At 48.0% G+C, this 15,962-nt stretch carries 12 protein-coding genes and 1 other annotated feature; of the genes, 11 read left to right on the forward strand and 1 reads right to left on the reverse strand.

All coding sequences use genetic code 11. The features are described 5' to 3' along the window. Nucleotides 1-334 precede the first annotated feature (334 nt). From QWY16_RS07960 to dtd, 10 genes are all read left to right on the forward strand, one after another. The gene (locus tag QWY16_RS07960; RefSeq protein WP_300992489.1) at nucleotides 335-655 is read left to right on the forward strand and encodes a post-transcriptional regulator; all 321 of its coding nucleotides are present in this window, start codon (nucleotides 335-337) and stop codon (nucleotides 653-655) included. Nucleotides 656-721: 66 nt separating this feature from the next. Continuing rightward, nucleotides 722-3,001: a protein translocase subunit SecDF gene (gene secDF / locus QWY16_RS07965; RefSeq protein WP_300992491.1), complete on the forward strand. Its 2,280-nt coding sequence runs from the start codon at nucleotides 722-724 to the stop codon at nucleotides 2,999-3,001. 105 nt (nucleotides 3,002-3,106) lie between these two features. Beyond that, entirely contained in the window at nucleotides 3,107-3,325 is a 219-nt protein-coding gene (locus QWY16_RS07970; RefSeq protein WP_300992494.1) for a LapA family protein, read from the forward strand. 204 nt (nucleotides 3,326-3,529) lie between these two features. After that, nucleotides 3,530-3,874, forward strand: coding sequence for a LapA family protein (locus QWY16_RS07975; RefSeq protein WP_300992496.1), 345 nt, complete (start codon nucleotides 3,530-3,532; stop codon nucleotides 3,872-3,874). A gap of 86 nt (nucleotides 3,875-3,960) precedes the next feature. Next, entirely contained in the window at nucleotides 3,961-6,303 is a 2,343-nt protein-coding gene (gene recJ / locus QWY16_RS07980) for a single-stranded-DNA-specific exonuclease RecJ (protein ID WP_300992498.1), read from the forward strand. Beyond that, complete coding sequence (locus QWY16_RS07985) at nucleotides 6,294-6,806, forward strand: adenine phosphoribosyltransferase (protein ID WP_300992500.1); 513 nt, start codon at nucleotides 6,294-6,296, stop codon at nucleotides 6,804-6,806. The genes recJ and QWY16_RS07985 overlap by 10 nt, the downstream gene beginning before the upstream one ends. 76 nt (nucleotides 6,807-6,882) lie before the next feature. After that, nucleotides 6,883-8,436 carry a glycosyl hydrolase family 28-related protein gene (locus QWY16_RS07990; RefSeq protein ID WP_300992502.1) on the forward strand — a complete coding sequence of 518 codons (1,554 nt, stop codon included), beginning with the start codon at nucleotides 6,883-6,885 and terminating at the stop codon, nucleotides 8,434-8,436. Nucleotides 8,437-8,637: 201 nt separating this feature from the next. After that, entirely contained in the window at nucleotides 8,638-9,162 is a 525-nt protein-coding gene (locus QWY16_RS07995; RefSeq protein ID WP_300992504.1) for a type 1 glutamine amidotransferase domain-containing protein, read from the forward strand. Between the two features lie 80 nt (nucleotides 9,163-9,242). Next, entirely contained in the window at nucleotides 9,243-11,435 is a 2,193-nt protein-coding gene (locus tag QWY16_RS08000; protein WP_300992506.1) for a RelA/SpoT family protein, read from the forward strand. Nucleotides 11,436-11,444: 9 nt separating this feature from the next. Continuing rightward, entirely contained in the window at nucleotides 11,445-11,882 is a 438-nt protein-coding gene (gene dtd, locus QWY16_RS08005) for a D-aminoacyl-tRNA deacylase (protein WP_300992508.1), read from the forward strand. A gap of 538 nt (nucleotides 11,883-12,420) precedes the next feature. Here dtd and QWY16_RS08010 read toward each other — a convergent pair. Continuing rightward, nucleotides 12,421-13,977, reverse strand: coding sequence for an N-acetylmuramoyl-L-alanine amidase family protein (locus QWY16_RS08010; protein WP_300992510.1), 1,557 nt, complete (start codon nucleotides 13,975-13,977; stop codon nucleotides 12,421-12,423). Between the two features lie 116 nt (nucleotides 13,978-14,093). Then, nucleotides 14,094-14,340, forward strand: a binding site (T-box leader). A 53-nt stretch (nucleotides 14,341-14,393) separates the two neighbouring features. Between QWY16_RS08010 and hisS the strand changes: the two genes are divergently transcribed. Then, a complete protein-coding gene (hisS, locus tag QWY16_RS08015) occupies nucleotides 14,394-15,659 on the forward strand; it encodes a histidine--tRNA ligase (protein ID WP_300992511.1) in 1,266 nt (421 codons plus the stop codon). The last annotated feature ends 303 nt before the right edge of the window (nucleotides 15,660-15,962 follow it).

Here is a 15,962-nt window from a genome sequence, read left to right on the forward strand (position 1 = left end):
TGAGGCTATGTCTTTGTGACGAGCTTGCGCAGGAGTAGTACGGTTTTCCTCCGCTGTTTTGCTTCATATCTTAGAGAAACAGTAAACAAAAACATAAATGTATGAGAAGATAAATAAAAGTCTTCTGTAAGGCTTTCACTTATTTAAGTTAGATAGCTTTTATTAGATAAGCTCAATATATCTAGTAGAGAAAATTTTTTCTAAAGCTTTAGCAATCCAAACCACTAACTTTAAATTTCCAACGAAAAATAACCGGAATAAAAGCAATAGCCGTTGTTCTCAATTTTTCTTCAATGGGATACAATGGAAAAGAACAGTTGGAAGGAGTTAAAATATGTTAAATTTTACCGATCAATACGATATCGTTTTGCCAGCGTTGGAAAGCAAATGTGCGGAATTTCATTATCTGCAATACGACACTGTGACTCCTGAAGAATTGTGGCAATACTGCATCAAGAAAAAGTGGAAGAAAAAAAACATCGGCGAAATGAGGCTCCATGAAATGGTCAACGACATCATGGAAATGACCGCTTCGGAATTCGTGGCTTTCCATCAAATCGAGGGACTGCGGGGGGCCAACTTCTTTTCAGAAGGGAACTTGGCTGAACTTGAGCAGCTGCTGAGGCCAACTCCTAAAAAGCCTACTTCTATTTGACACTATAAAGATGCTGTTTCATAATGATAGTGCTGTGTTTTTCACACTGAGGAGGAATAGTTACATATGAAAGCAAGAGGCCGTTTAATCGCCTTTTTCCTAATTGTCATTGCATTAATAGGAATTATGGCTCCCACGAGTTTACCCATTGCAAAAGACATCAGACTGGGATTGGATCTGCAGGGCGGATTCGAAGTTCTCTATGAAGTCAAGCCGCTTGAAGGCACGGAGATGGAAATCACGGAAGAAGTTCTGGCGGATACCTCTCAAGCTTTGATGAGCCGGATCGACGTTCTTGGCGTCAGCGAACCGGTCATCCAGATTGAAGGGGAAAATCGCATTCGTGTGCAGCTGGCTGGCGTAGAAGATCAGGCATCTGCCCGTGAGCTATTGTCTACAGAAGCCAATTTGACGTTCCGCAATGCGGAAGACGAAGTCATGCTGGACGGCAGCGATTTGAAGCAAGGCGGAGCGGCAGGGACATTTGACCAGAACGGCCAGCCGGTAGTGACTCTGGAATTGAATGATCCTGGGAAATTCGCGGAAGTTACCGGTGAAATTTCTCAATTGCCACCGCCTGCTAATGTGCTGGTCATTTGGCTGGATTTTGAAGAAGGCGTTGATTCATATGCCGAGGAACTCATGAAGCCGGATCCGAAATTCGTTTCTGCTCCGCAAGTGAACGAACGCATCAACTCTTCTTCTGTTGAAATTTCCGGTTCTTTCACAGTAGAAGAAACTCAGAACTTGGCTGGTATTTTGAACGCCGGTGCTTTGCCGGTCAGCCTGGAAGAAATCTACTCGACTTCTGTCGGAGCGCAATTTGGTGCCCAGGCACTTGACCAGACGATTCTGGCAGCCACGATTGGTATCGGGCTTGTGTTGCTGTTTATGATCATCTATTACCGTTTGCCGGGTGTCATTGCAGCAATTACACTTGCTGTCTTCGTTTACCTGATATTGCTGACGTTTGAAATGATCGGCGGCGTTCTGACGCTGCCAGGTATTGCTTCGATCGTTCTTGGTGTCGGTATGGCAGTCGATGCCAATATCATCACCTATGAACGGATCCGTGAAGAGCTGCGCATTGGCCGCAGCGTCAAAGATTCCTTTAAAGCCGGGGCAGCTTCTTCGTTCTCAGCGATTCTGGACGCCAACGTGACGACGCTGATTGCGGCCATCGTCTTGTTCATCTTCGGTACCAGTTCCGTTAAAGGGTTTGCGACGCTATTGATCATCTCGATCTTAGTATCCTTCCTGACAGCGATTTGGGGTTCACGCGTATTGCTGGGATTATTGGTCAATAGCGGTATTTTGGACGGCAAAGTAAGTTTGTTCGGCTTAAGAAAATCACTTGTCCATAAACCGGAAGAGAATTTGGAAATCCTGGATCTGTCCACTCGTTTTGACCGTTATGATTTTGTGAAGCACCGCAATAAATTCTTTATCGCTTCGATTGCCTTGATCATTGCGGGGATGGCCGTCATCGGAATTTTCCGTTTGAATCTCGGCATTGACTTCTCGAGCGGTACGCGCGTTGAAATCACGTCAGATTCAGCGGTTACCAAAGAGCAAGTCGAATCCTTCCTGACAGAAAATGGTTACCCGACAGATGATGTTGTCATTTCGGGTGACCAATCCAATATCGGCGTAACCCGCTATGTGGATGAATTTAGCCAGGAAGAAATCAATAATTTGAAAGCTGCGGCAATGGACGAGTTCGGCAACGAACCGAATATCTCGACCGTGTCGCCGACTGTCGGACAGGAATTGGCTAAAAATGCAGTATATGCGCTGGCAATCGCCTCTATCGGCATCGTCATCTATGTCGCCTTCCGGTTCGAATGGCGCATGGGTGTCGCTTCCATTGTGGCCTTGCTGCACGATGCCTTCTTCATAGTCGCCGTATTCAGCTTGCTGCGGCTTGAAGTGGATATCACATTTATCGCGGCTGTGCTGACCATCGTCGGTTATTCCATCAACGATACGATCGTAACGTTTGACCGGATCCGTGAAAACTTGAAGCGCATGAAAAAAGTGGATTCGCCGGAGCAATTGGCAATCATCGTCAACAAGTCACTCCGCCAGACGCTGGGGCGCTCAGTAAACACCGTTCTGACGGTTGTGCTGGTTGTTATTGCGTTACTAATCTGGGGTGCGCCGTCAATCACCAACTTCTCGCTTGCCTTGTTAATCGGTTTAGTGGCCGGTACGTATTCTTCCATTTTCATCGCAGCTCAATTATGGTTTGTGCTGAAAAAACGCGAATTGAAGAAAAAAGGTCCGATCGATATCGAAAAACTGGAAGAGAAGAACAAATGGGGTTCTGACGAGCCTGTTGTTTAAAGAGAAACTTCACACAGTGGGATAAGTTTATATAGGAAATGGAACAGGGTATATAATTTATGACCTTGTTCCATTTTTTTATTTAAACGGAGGGAGATGTCCAGTATGAATTATCGGGGATTCGCTATACTAAGCTTGATTTTCGCGGTGATTATTATTGTTTTTGCCGTGGCTAACATCGATCCTGTACCGGTAAATTACTTGTTCGGGGAAGCTCAGTGGCCGCTTATTCTTGTTATTCTTGGCTCGGCTCTTTTAGGTTTTCTTATATCGGCGTTACTTTCTGCGTGGCAGAAAGTAGCCCGAAAGAAATCGAAGTCTTGACTGCGGCAGGTGAGTGTCCCTGCAATCCTCTCGTTTCTCAATGACGTGATCTATTCAGACTTTTAGGGACAGTTGTTTATCCGCTCGCAGAAGTGGGAGACTTAGTGCCCCTCATATTGAGATAAGTTTATAAAGGAAATGGAACAGGGTATAGAACTTATGACCCTGTTCCATTTTTAATTTGAACGAAAGGAGATGAACAGCATGAAATATCAATGGCTCGCTATACTAGGTTTTGTTTTTGCCGTAATTATCGCGGTTTTTGCCGTCGCTAACGTAGATCCGGTACCGGTTAACTACATTTTCGGGCAAGACCGGTGGCCGCTAATTCTCGTTATTCTTGTCTCAGCTCTTTTAGGTTTCCTTCTCAGCGGTACAGTCGCCATTATCCGGACGTTCACTTTGCAGCGAAAAGTCAAAGCGCTCCAAAAAGAAATTGCCGTAAAAGAATCGTTGATCGCCACTCAGCAAAATGAAATCGCGGAATACCAAAAAGCCGACGTACACCCTGAACCGATGGTGGTTACGGATGATCGGCAGATACGGTAAAAAAACAAACCTTTCGGAGAATAATCCGAAAGGTTTTTGTCTGCGCAGAAATTCTGTATAATGAACGGGTAAGGAAGTGAATGCTGATGATAGAATCCAAAAAGAGATGGCGCTTAACAACTCCTGACACGGGACTGGTACAAGCCATCCAGAAAGAATTATCCATTTCATCCGTTTTGGCCAAAATATTAGTGACGCGGGGCATCACGACCGCTGAAGAAGCACGCAATTTCATGAACATGGACGCACAAGGAATACATAATCCTTATTTGATGAAAGATATGGATGTAGCCGTCCAGCGCATCCGCCAGGCAATTGAAGAGCAACAGAAAATCGTTGTCTACGGCGATTATGATGCGGATGGAGTAACGAGTACAACCGTCATGATGACGGTTCTGGAAGATTTAGGGGCTCTTGCCTCATTTAAGATCCCGAACCGTTTTAAGCATGGCTACGGCCCGAATAAAGAGCTGTTCCAGCAAGCTTATGACGAAGGCGCGAAATTGATCATCACTGTCGACAACGGGATTTCCGGCATGGAAGCAGTCGATTTTGCCAATAGCTTAGGCATCGATGTGATCATTAGCGATCACCATGACATCGGGGAAGTCATGCCGAATGCTTTGGCGATTGTCCACCCGCGCCATCCGGAAGGGAATTATCCTTTCGGTGAATTGGCAGGCGTTGGAGTCGCTTTTAAAATCGCTCAGGCGCTTTATGAAGAAATGCCGGATCATCTTCTGGAACTGGTGGCCATCGGCACAATTGCCGATTTGGTGCCGCTTCATGATGAAAACCGTATTTTCGTAAAAGCGGGCCTTGAAGCGCTTCGTGATTCACCGCGGCCGGCAATCAGTGCATTGTCGGAAGTATCGGGAGTCAAACAGCGGGAAATTACGGAAGAGACAATCGGCTTTATGTTCGGTCCCCGCATCAATGCCATCGGGCGCTTGCAGGATGCGGATCCTGCTGTGCAAATGTTTTTGACGGACGATGCAGCTGAAGCGCGGAGTCTGGCCAGCGGGCTGGATGTACTCAATAAAGAGCGGCAAGGCATCGTCAAACAGATTTCCGAGGAAGCGGCAGCGCAAGTGGAACAGCGCTATCCGGAAGGCGCGCCGCGCGTCATAGTCGTGGCGCAGGAAGGCTGGAACCCGGGCGTCGTCGGAATCGTGGCGTCAAAATTAGTGGAGAAATATTACCGGCCGACGATTGTGTTGTCGCTGGATCCGGAAACCGGCAAAGCGAAAGGCTCGGCGCGGAGCATCGAAGGCTTCCATTTGTATAATGAACTGGCGGCGAACCGCCATATTCTGCCGCATTTCGGCGGGCATCCGATGGCGGCCGGCATGACACTCGAAATGAGCGATGTTGATGAACTGCGCGAACGCTTGAACAAACAAGCGGAAACAAGTTTGACGGAAGAAGATTTGGTGCCGGTGGTGGAAATTGATATTCCGGTCCGCTTGGAGGAAATCGATATCGAGACGATTGAATCGATGCGTTATTTGGCGCCGTTCGGCATGGGCTTTGCCAAACCGAAGTTTTTCCTGGATGAAGTGACGGTGGCGTCAATCCGGAAAATCGGATCTGCCCAGAACCATTTGAAAATGGAATTGGCGCAAAATGCGGCAACGATTGATGCGGTCGGATTCGGCATAGGCTCGATTGGCGATGAACTGACGCCGGACGTGAAAATTGATGTCATCGGTGATTTGCAAATCAATGAATGGAACGGCCGCAAAAAGCCGCAATTGATGATTGAGGACGTCCGAACCGACGAATGGCAGCTCTTCGATATCCGGGGCATCCGGCAAGTATCGCGCTGGTCGAAACTGATTCCAGAAAAAGATCAAGTGTATTTGGCGTTCAAGCCCGAAACGATTGCAGTTTTCCAAACGCTTCTGCAGCAGCCGATCCACAACTTGGAGACGCTGAAAGATCAGGAGGCGCTGAAACACCATCTGGTGCTGCTTGATTTGCCGGAATCGGAAGAACAGCTGGCAAGCGTTTTGGCGCATATCAAGCCGAAACGGATTTATGCACATTTCTATGCAAAAGAATCGCAGTATTTTGAGCAGATTCCGACGCGGGACCAATTCGCGTGGCTGTTTTCTTTCATTAAAAAACGAGGTTCGTTTGATTTTAAAAAGCATTGTGATGAGCTGGCGAAACATAAAGGCTGGACGCGCGAAGCATTATTTTTCATGCTTCAGGTGTTTTTTGAACTCGGTTTTGTTACACTTAACAATGGACTTACAGAGATTGCGGAAACTCCAAGTAAACGTGATTTGTCGGAAGCGCCGATTTATAAAAAGCGCCAGCAGCAAATCGATTTGGAGCAGAAGCTCTTGTATGCATCTTATAAAGACTTAAAAGAGTGGTTTGATGCGAAGGTATCTGCCAAGGAGGAAGAATTATGGATTTAAAGCAGTTCGTAACAATTGTTGAAGACTGGCCAAAACCAGGCATTCAATTTAAAGACATCACGACCATCATGGACAACGGCGAAGCGTATAAATACGCGACAGACCAAATGGTGGAATATGCAAAGCAAGTCGGCGCTGAAATTATTGTCGGACCTGAAGCCCGTGGATTTATCATCGGCTGCCCGGTTGCATATGCGCTTGGAATCGGCTTTGCACCTGTCCGCAAAGAAGGCAAATTGCCGCGTGAAGTGATTCGCGCTGAATATGGCCTTGAGTACGGTACAGATGTATTGACGATGCACAAAGATGCGATTAAACCTGGCCAGAAAGTGCTTATCACAGATGACCTATTGGCAACTGGCGGCACAATCGGCGCTACCATCAATTTGGTGGAACAGCTGGGCGGCGTTGTAGTCGGCTGTGCATTCTTGATTGAGCTGACTTACTTGGACGGCCGCAAGAATTTGGACGGCTATGATGTTATGACTCTTATGCAATATTAAATCCTTCCCTCCGCTTTTCCAGGCGGAGGGATTTTTTTTATTGTCCGGTGGGTATGGATAGGAGAGGTGATGGAAAATGCAGTTAAGCAAATACCACGATCCTGCAAAAAATAAAGAATTGCTGGCAGCGATTTTAAACGATTCGATGTCAATTGGGGAAACAACAAAAGAAACCCAGGAACTTTTTCGCCAAATAAAACAGGAAGAAGCTTCGGAACAAAATACGATCTGCAAAAAGAACTGGCTGGAGCGGCTATGGTCGCTGCTTGCAGAAGACCATTCAATTGAAGATCCGCATCATTACTCTGAACGGGTTGAAGGCGATGACGTTGTGCCGGAATGGAAGCCAGGCCTTGACAAGCAGTATGAAGAACTTGAAACAGCGATGGTGCGGCGGGTGAATGTCGTGGATTTTGGAGCGGTCGGAGACGGTGCGACAGATTGTACGGCGGCATTCCAAAAAGCCCTTGGCAATGGGCAGGTTGATGTGTTTGTGCCGGCGGGAGTTTATGTCGTGCGAAAACTCGAACTGCCTTCCTGGACCCGTATTGCCGGCGCCGGAAAAGGTGCCACGGTGATCAAACTGCACGGCCACGCACCAAAAAGGCAACGCTTGTTGGCGAACCAAAACTTTGTGAAAGGCAACCATCATATTTCTGTGGAAAATTTAGGGCTGGACTGGAACGTCGAACGGCTGGGCGATGCGGCCAATACGAGTGCCGGCAACAATTTCTCCAGCTGCCTTACATTTGCCAATGTTACATATGGCTGGGTAAAACAAGTGGCCGCGGTTAATCCGGGGCTGCATTGCTTTGATATCTCTTCTACCATTTACAATTACGGTGGCGATGGCCGGCGGGCACGTGGCGGCAGCCGCTATGTCTGGCTTGACCGGGTGAACGGCTATGGCTTTGGAGACGACGGCATTACGACCCATCACAGCGATTACATATTCATCTCCAATTCTCATTTCTGCGACCCGAGCGGACGGTCGCATAAGAAAGGCTTTTCCAATTCGAACGGCATTGAAATTGATGACGGCTCCCGTTTTGTTTGGCTGCTCAATAATTCGACGGCGCGCTGTTTCGGCGGTGTAGAAATCAAAGCGCATGCCACCAGCTCTGCTGCAACGGGCGTTTTCATATCCGGCCATTTGTCGGTCAATGACAACCGGTCGTTCAATTTCCGCCATATCGGCCATCACTTGGCAGAAGATCCACAGTCGCTGTCGGCATTTAATATTGCCGCCCAGCGGCTGGTATCAGTGGCGCCGGTGTTTACGGATATGTATGCGGGCTCGGCACCGCGTGCGCTCGTGGTATCGGGATTCAAAAACGTGGCGATCAACCGCTTTTTGTTTATCGGTGACCCGGATTACGATTATCAAGGCAATCCGGCTGCAGCTATCCAGTATAAAGCGGCAAGGGTTTCATTAGCGAATGGCCGAGTGGCGGGCTTTAAAAAGTCCTCTGCTGATATTTATGTGGCAGGCGGCAAACAAGGTGCAGACCGGGTAGTTATACAAAATATCCGGTGCATCGGTTCCGCGGAAAAGCCGGTGAAAATCGGCAAAGGCCATACGTCAGTGGTTGTGGAAAACGTCAAGCGGGAAAAAGTTTACCAGACTTGATATTTTGAGCGGATTCGCCAGCCTGCAAAAGAATACAAGTTTTATATAAATAAACAAAGGAAAGCAATAGAGGATTGTCGAATCAATGGAGAAAAATGTCGAATTTTCGCCATTTATTCAATAAAAGAAGCTGTAAAATCAGCAATTTACTGTAAATAACGTTAAAATATAAGATAACAAACCATAAAGGGGGAGTCGGCGGTGGCATTAGACGGCAAGAAAATTCTAAGTTTTGTCCATCATGAATTTGAAGATTTGGAATTGTGGTACCCGATTCTGAGGCTCCGTGAAGAAGGCGCCCAAGTGGATTTGGCTGGAGAAGAAGCCCATATAAAATATATCGGCAAGTACGGAGTGCCGGCAGAATCGGATTTTTCTTACGGAGACATCAGCCCAAAAGATTACGATGCGATTCTGGTGCCGGGCGGATGGGCGCCTGATAAGATCCGCCGTTTTCCGGAAGTGCTGAATATTGTCCAATTTATGGACGAGCATAAAAAGCCGATCGGACAGATTTGCCATGCCGGCTGGGTGCTCATTTCTGCCGGGATTTTAACTGGCAAAAAAGTGACAAGCACCCCCGGCATCAAAGACGATATGATGAATGCCGGTGCCGAATGGGTGGATAGCGCGGTAGTCGTGGACGGCCATTTAGTATCCAGCCAGCGTCCGCCGGATCTGCCTGACTATATGCGGGCGTTTATTAAAGTGATGGAGCAGCAGTAACAAAGCTTTACTTTTATGCCCATTGTTTTTTATAATAATAAGATATACTTTTCGAAAAATTAGAAGCAAGGTGGGCAATTATGGCGAAAGATCTAGTTAGGACACCTGAAGACGTATTCGAAATGGTTGCGTCTTATATGAATGCCGATCATGTTGAAACGATAAAAAAGGCATACCAAGTAGCATTGGAGGCCCACGAGGGACAATTCCGGAAATCCGGTGAACCTTATATTGTCCATCCTGTTCAAGTTGCCGGAATCCTGGCTGAATTGCAAATGGACCCTGCAACAGTTGCAGCCGGTTTTTTGCATGATGTCGTGGAAGATACAAAAGTAAGCCGGGAAGACATTGTCCGTGATTTTGATGAAGAAGTGGCGATGCTGGTTGACGGCGTCACCAAATTGAGCAAAATCAAGTATATGTCAAAAGAAGAACAGCAGGCTGAAAATCACCGCAAGATGTTTGTCGCAATGGCACAGGATATTCGCGTCATTTTGATCAAATTGGCAGACCGTCTGCATAATCTTCGGACTTTGAAATACCAGTCGGTTGAGAAACAGCGCATGAAAGCGAACGAGACGCTTGAAATTTTTGCGCCGATTGCACATCGCCTCGGAATCAATACGATCAAATGGGAGCTGGAAGATACGGCTCTCCGCTATTTGAATCCGCAGCAATATTACCGCATCGTTAATCTCATGAAAAAGAAGCGTACGGAACGGGAAGAATACTTGAATAATGTGATGGGTGAAATTCGCACGCAGCTCGACGAAGTTGGCATAAAGGCGGATCTTTTTGGACGTCCCAAACATATTTACAGTATTTACCGGAAAATGGTCCTGCAAAATAAGCAATTCAACGAAATTTATGACTTGTTGGCAGTGCGGGTTACAGTCGAAAGCATCAAAGACTGCTACGCTGTACTCGGCATTATCCATTCGACGTGGAAGCCGATGCCTGGCCGTTTCAAGGATTATATTGCCATGCCGAAACAAAATCTGTATCAGTCGCTGCATACGACTGTTATCGGGCCGCAAGGCGACCCGCTTGAAGTGCAGATCCGCACAGAAGAAATGCACCGGCTCGCAGAATACGGCGTAGCCGCCCACTGGGCATATAAAGAAGGCAGAAAAGTCGATATGCCGAAAAACACAGTGGATTCCCGTCTGACTTGGTTCCGTGAAATCCTGGATTTCCAGAACGAATCTGACAATGCGGAAGAATTCATGGAATCGCTGAAATACGATTTATTCTCGGATATGGTTTATGTATTCTCGCCAAAAGGCGATGTCATCGAGATGCCGGCAGGTTCGGTGCCAATCGATTTCGCTTACCGCGTCCACTCGGAAATTGGCAATAAAACCATCGGCGCCAAAGTGAATGGCAAGATGGTGCCGCTTGATACTGAATTGAAAACCGGTGACATTGTCGAAATTCTGACTTCGAAACAGTCATTCGGCCCAAGCCGCGACTGGCTGAAAATTGCCAAATCGACGCAGACAAAAAATAAGATCAAGCAGTTCTTCAAAAAGCAATTGCGCGTCGACAATGTCCAAAAAGGCAAAGAATTGATTGAAAAAGAAATCAGATCCCAGGAATTCCCCGTGAAAGAAATACTGACAAATGAGAACATCAAACGCGTTTGTGAGAAATTCAATTTTGCCGGAGAAGACGATATGTACGCAGCAGTCGGATTCCAAGGCATCACCGCCCAGCAAGTAGTGAACCGCCTGGCAGAAAGACAGCGCAAAAAACGTGAACAAGAAGAAGCTCTTGAAAAACTGACGGTGGAAATGAAAACGAACACCCCAGCTAAACAAACCGAATCCGGTGTGATAGTCCGAGGCATCGACAATATGATGATCCGCCTGTCCCGCTGCTGCAATCCGGTTCCCGGCGACAGCATCATCGGGTTTATTACAAAAGGGCGCGGAGTTTCCGTGCACCGTTCGGATTGTCCGAATGTCCAGTCCAACCAGACCGACCGCCTGATTCCGGTGGAATGGGAAAATGCCGGCGCTCCGGATAAAAAGGATTACCATATCGATATTGAAGTGGAAGCTTTCGACCGCACCGGCTTGATCAACGAAGTCATGCATATGGTCAGCGAGACGAAAACCACCATTACGGCGGTCAGCGGCCGGGCAAACTCGGATAAAATTGCGACCATCAATATGACGATCATGATTCCGCATATCTCACATTTGAACCGGGTTGTCGAGCGGATCAAGCAAATACCGGATGTCTATTCGGTCAAACGTGTGACGAATTAAGGAGGAGCTATGCGAGTCGTATTACAGCGTTCAAAAAAAGCAAGTGTGACAGTTGAAGGCAATGTAACGGGAGCCATCGATTCCGGTTACGTCCTGCTTGTCGGCATCACACATGAAGATACAGAAAAAGACGCCAAGTATGTGGCGGATAAAATTGCCGGCCTCAGGCTGTTTGAAGATGAAGAAGGCAAGATGAACCGGTCCATTTTGGAAAATGGCGGCGACATCTTGTCGATTTCCCAGTTTACGCTTTACGGCGATGTTAAAAAAGGGCGCCGCCCGAGTTTTACATCAGCCGCACGGCCGGAAGCTGCAGAACTGCTTTGGCATATGTTTAACGATGCTTTGCGCGGCAACGGGCTTACGGTTGAAACCGGCGTGTTTGGCGCCATGATGGACGTCGAGCTGGTTAACGACGGGCCTGTTACGATCTTAGTCGAATCATAATAATAAAACCGGCACAGGAAAGTGGTTTCCTGTGCCGGTTTTTTGCGTTTCCATTTTTTTTTTTTGGAAATAAGCATGAAGCCGACATCACAAAAAAGCAGCAAGGGAGAACGACTTTCCCATTTCGCTCCAGGACGGACGCTTTCCGTGGGGTGCGGCCTGAGCCTCCTCGCTCGCTGGCGCTCCCTGCGGGGTCTCAGGACTCGCCCTATTCCCACAGGAGTCGCCGCCTTCCGCTACATTCAACTTTCTTTTACCATTTTTAGAGACTCTCTAAAAGTGTGACAGTTTGAGCAAGCTCTCTTCTGTTGTTTCCCACTCTCTAGATATGGAGCCAAACAGCGGAGACGCCTGCGGGATAGCGAGACAGCCGAGACCCCGCAAGACGCGAAGCGGCTGAGGAGGCTTGGCGCTCGCCCGCGGCAAGCGCAGCTGGTTGGAGGAATATCGGTTAAGTGAGGATCACTACTACAAATTCAGAATTTCTCAACAAGCTAACAGCACGGGAGAACGAATTCTACCGTGCTGCTTTATTTTACTATTCTGCTTGTCCATCAAAATAATTGACGATCCCGGTATACAAACCGAGTGCCGCTTGTTCCTGGAATTTCGTTGCCGTCACAATGCGCTCGTCGTTGTAATTGCTTAAATAACCGAGTTCGATCAAGACAGCCGGCTGATGGTTCTCGCGGAGCACCAAGTAATTTCCTTGCTGGACGCCGCGGTTGCGCAAGTCGATTTTTCGGCTGAGCCCTGTATTGATGGCTTCGGCCAAAGGTTCCTGGAAATCGTGCATATAGTAGGCAGTAAACCCGGAGACGCTATTATCTTCCGTAGCATCGTAGTGGATGCTGATAAATGCATCAGCTGCTACTTGATGCCCAGCGGAGACCCGTTTCCGCAAATCGACATAAGTGTCGGATTGTCTGGTCAAGATGACGTCAGCACCTGCAGAACGCAGATGATGCGACAGCGTCTCGGCCGTTTGAAGCGTCAAATCTTTTTCTTTCGTCTTTCTGGCGCCGACCGTACCGCCGTCATTGCCGCCGTGGCCCGGATCAAGGACAATCGTCAATCCGTTCAATGTGCCTTTTTTGCGGGCGGGCTGTTCTTTTTCTTCACTTTCCTCGGATGCAGTTTCATCGCTTGTCACAACCCAAGTTGCGATATAAGCGGAACTGCCATCAGGCAATGAAACTTGGTACCAGTCGCCGTTTTGCTGGACGACCGCAAGCTCGTCGCCGGCATCCGCACGACTTACTACGGAGGAAGCGGTTGACGGTTCAGCACGTAGATTCGTGCCGTTGGTAATGACCGTGACGGTATTTCCTGACTCTGCCGAAGTTTTTTCCACCGCTTGAGCGGACTGGTCGGACAGATGTCCATGGAAGGCATATACCCAGCCGGTTTGATCACTGGAAATCCGGATTTCCACCCAGTTGCCATCCATTGATTCTACAGTGAAGACCTCGCCTTTTTGGACGGTCGCTTCGACTGACGAGCTGAGATCCGGTTTCTCTCGGACGTTTAAGGCATCCACGGCAATTTCAAAAGAAGAAACGCTGCTTGTTGCCGGAGCCGGTTTTTCGGCTGTTTGTTCGGAAGTGCTTATGTATTGTTTTGACACAAATCCACGTGTATTCCGGAAATCAACTTCAATCCATTCACCTGCTTCACTGATCACCGCCGCTTGGTCTCCAGCATTCATTTGTCCGAGGACAGAAGCGGAAAGGTCGGGCTGTGACCGGACATTCAAGCGGTCAACGGCAGAAACGGCGGTTTTTCCTGCAGCTTCAGATTCAGCATTGCCGGCTTCAGCACTGGCAGTCAGCCAGGAAGCAATCCATCCTTGTTCGCCATCGGCTTTAACTTCAAGCCAGTCGCCGCTCTGGGACACAACAGAAACCTTTTCACCTTTTGCAAGTGAACCCGAAACATTATATGAAAGTCCAGGCCCTAACCGTATGTTGACGGTCGATCCTGTAATTTCAACATTCCCGGTTGCCGCAAGAGCTTCGTCGGCAGCAGGGGCAGGAAACAATCCCGATGCCAATAAAATAAATAAAATAAGAGCAATAAGCCATTTGCGGTTCATTATGCACCTCCTTAAAATTTGTTCTATTTGTATTATTAAAAAAATCCGGCCATTTGTCAAAAAAGGTTGACAAGTTTTGGGGGAGTCCTTAAGATTAAGTTTATTATACTTATATAAATTTGCTGATGACGAAGAAAGTAATTGCAAGATTGGCTGAAAAGAGAAGGGAAGTCCTGGGCTGTAAACTTTCCTGCAGAAATCTGTAATGAAAAACACTTTAGAGGCTTTTTTCTGAAAGGCGCAGTTTCTCGCTTATTAGGAAAAAACGGAACCGGCCGTTACCCGGAATGAGAGGATGCCGGGATATTTGGCATCAACTAGGGTGGAACCGCGGAAGCTGATATAAAAGCTCTCGTCCCTTGCGTAAGCAAGGGGCGGGGGCTTTTTTGTATGGAAAAAATAAAGGAGTGAAATCGATGAATATTCAAGCACCAAGAGGCACTTACGATGTATTGCCGGACCAGTCCGCCAAATGGCAGGAAGTCGAACAGAAAATCAATGAACTATGCCGGCTTTATCAATACAAGGAAATCCGCACGCCGATTTTCGAGCACACGGAATTGTTCCAGCGCAGTGTCGGCGACACGACTGACATCGTACAAAAAGAAATGTATACATTCCAGGACCGCGGCGACCGCAGCTTGACACTGCGCCCGGAAGGTACAGCTTCTGTTGTCCGTTCTTTTGTGGAAAATAAACTATTCGGCTTGCCGGACCAGCCGGTTAAACTTTTCTATACTGGCCCGATGTTCCGCTACGAGCGTCCGCAAGCTGGCCGCATGCGCCAATTCGTGCAATTCGGCGTGGAAGCGATCGGCTCCAAAGATCCGGCAATCGATGCCGAAGTGATTTCATTGGCGATGGAACTGTACCGTTCAGTCGGCTTGAAACAGCTGCGCTTAGTCCTGAATTCTCTTGGAGATACTGAAAGCCGCATTGCACACAGAGAAGCGCTTGTGCAGCATTTCGAACCGCGCATCGAGGAGTTCTGCAGCGATTGCCAGACGCGCCTTGAGAAAAACCCGTTGCGCATCCTTGACTGCAAAGTGGACCGCAACCACCCGTTGATGGCGACTGCACCTTCATTGGCGGATTATTTGAACGAAGAATCACAGCTATACTTCGACCAAGTCAAAATGTACCTGGAAGAGCTGGGCATTGAATATGTCGTGGATCCGAACTTGGTGCGCGGGCTGGATTATTACAACCACACCGCTTTTGAAATCATGAGCGATGCGGAAGGCTTTGGCGCCATTACCACGCTTTGCGGCGGCGGACGTTACAACGGGCTCGTTGAAGATTTGGGCGGACCGGAATCGCCGGGAATCGGCTTTGCGATGAGCATCGAGCGCTTATTATTGGCTCTGGAAATGGAAAAAGTCGAAATTGGCCAGTCACAGAACCTCGAAGTTTATGTAATCGCCATGGACGACGCATCCAAGAAAAAAGCATTCAACATGATCCAAGAGCTGCGCCTGAATGGCATTTCTGCAGATATGGACTATACCGGCCGGAAACTGAAAGCCCAGATGAAATCCGCTGACCGCAAAGGCGCAAGCTATGTAATTGTCATCGGCGAGACGGAAATGGAAAGCGGACAAGTGGCCTTGAAAGAAATGGCGACTGGTGAACAGCAACAGGTTTCATTCGCAGATATTGCTGAAACGATTAAGAAAAAATAAGTGGTCCGCCATTTTTACCCGCTTCGGCCGCTTTGGGTAAGGCTCTCGCCATGAGCCGAGAAGAACACTCGTCTCGTAGCTAAAAACCTCCTGCTCCTGCATCGCTGCGCTAGCTTCGTCGCAAATGAAATGACCCAAACTACTTTTGGGTCGTTTCATTGCCTAGCCCTTGGACGCGCCTTCGCTGGATAAGCTTTTTAGAAAAGAGAGAATTATTGAGATAGCTCTTTGATGATTGCTCACTTAGATATGGAGCAAAACAGCCGAGACTCCCGCGGGGCAGCGTAAGCGACGAGACAGCCG

It is taken from the genome of Planococcus shenhongbingii (genome assembly GCF_030413635.1).
Lineage (GTDB): Bacteria > Bacillota > Bacilli > Bacillales_A > Planococcaceae > Planococcus > Planococcus shenhongbingii.

Excerpts from the sequence above, each read along its gene's own strand:
- hisS (WP_300992511.1), top strand. The coding sequence starts at position 14,394 with ATGAATATTCAAGCACCAAGAGGCACTTACGATGTATTGCCGGACCAG.
- QWY16_RS07970 (WP_300992494.1), top strand. The coding sequence starts at position 3,107 with ATGAATTATCGGGGATTCGCTATACTAAGCTTGATTTTCGCGGTGATT.
- QWY16_RS07985 (WP_300992500.1), top strand. The coding sequence starts at position 6,294 with ATGGATTTAAAGCAGTTCGTAACAATTGTTGAAGACTGGCCAAAACCA.
- QWY16_RS08010 (WP_300992510.1), bottom strand. The coding sequence starts at position 13,977 with ATGAACCGCAAATGGCTTATTGCTCTTATTTTATTTATTTTATTGGCA.
- dtd (WP_300992508.1), top strand. The coding sequence starts at position 11,445 with ATGCGAGTCGTATTACAGCGTTCAAAAAAAGCAAGTGTGACAGTTGAA.
- QWY16_RS07960 (WP_300992489.1), top strand. The coding sequence starts at position 335 with ATGTTAAATTTTACCGATCAATACGATATCGTTTTGCCAGCGTTGGAA.
- secDF (WP_300992491.1), top strand. The coding sequence starts at position 722 with ATGAAAGCAAGAGGCCGTTTAATCGCCTTTTTCCTAATTGTCATTGCA.
- recJ (WP_300992498.1), top strand. The coding sequence starts at position 3,961 with ATGATAGAATCCAAAAAGAGATGGCGCTTAACAACTCCTGACACGGGA.
- QWY16_RS08000 (WP_300992506.1), top strand. The coding sequence starts at position 9,243 with ATGGCGAAAGATCTAGTTAGGACACCTGAAGACGTATTCGAAATGGTT.
- QWY16_RS07975 (WP_300992496.1), top strand. The coding sequence starts at position 3,530 with ATGAAATATCAATGGCTCGCTATACTAGGTTTTGTTTTTGCCGTAATT.
- QWY16_RS07990 (WP_300992502.1), top strand. The coding sequence starts at position 6,883 with ATGCAGTTAAGCAAATACCACGATCCTGCAAAAAATAAAGAATTGCTG.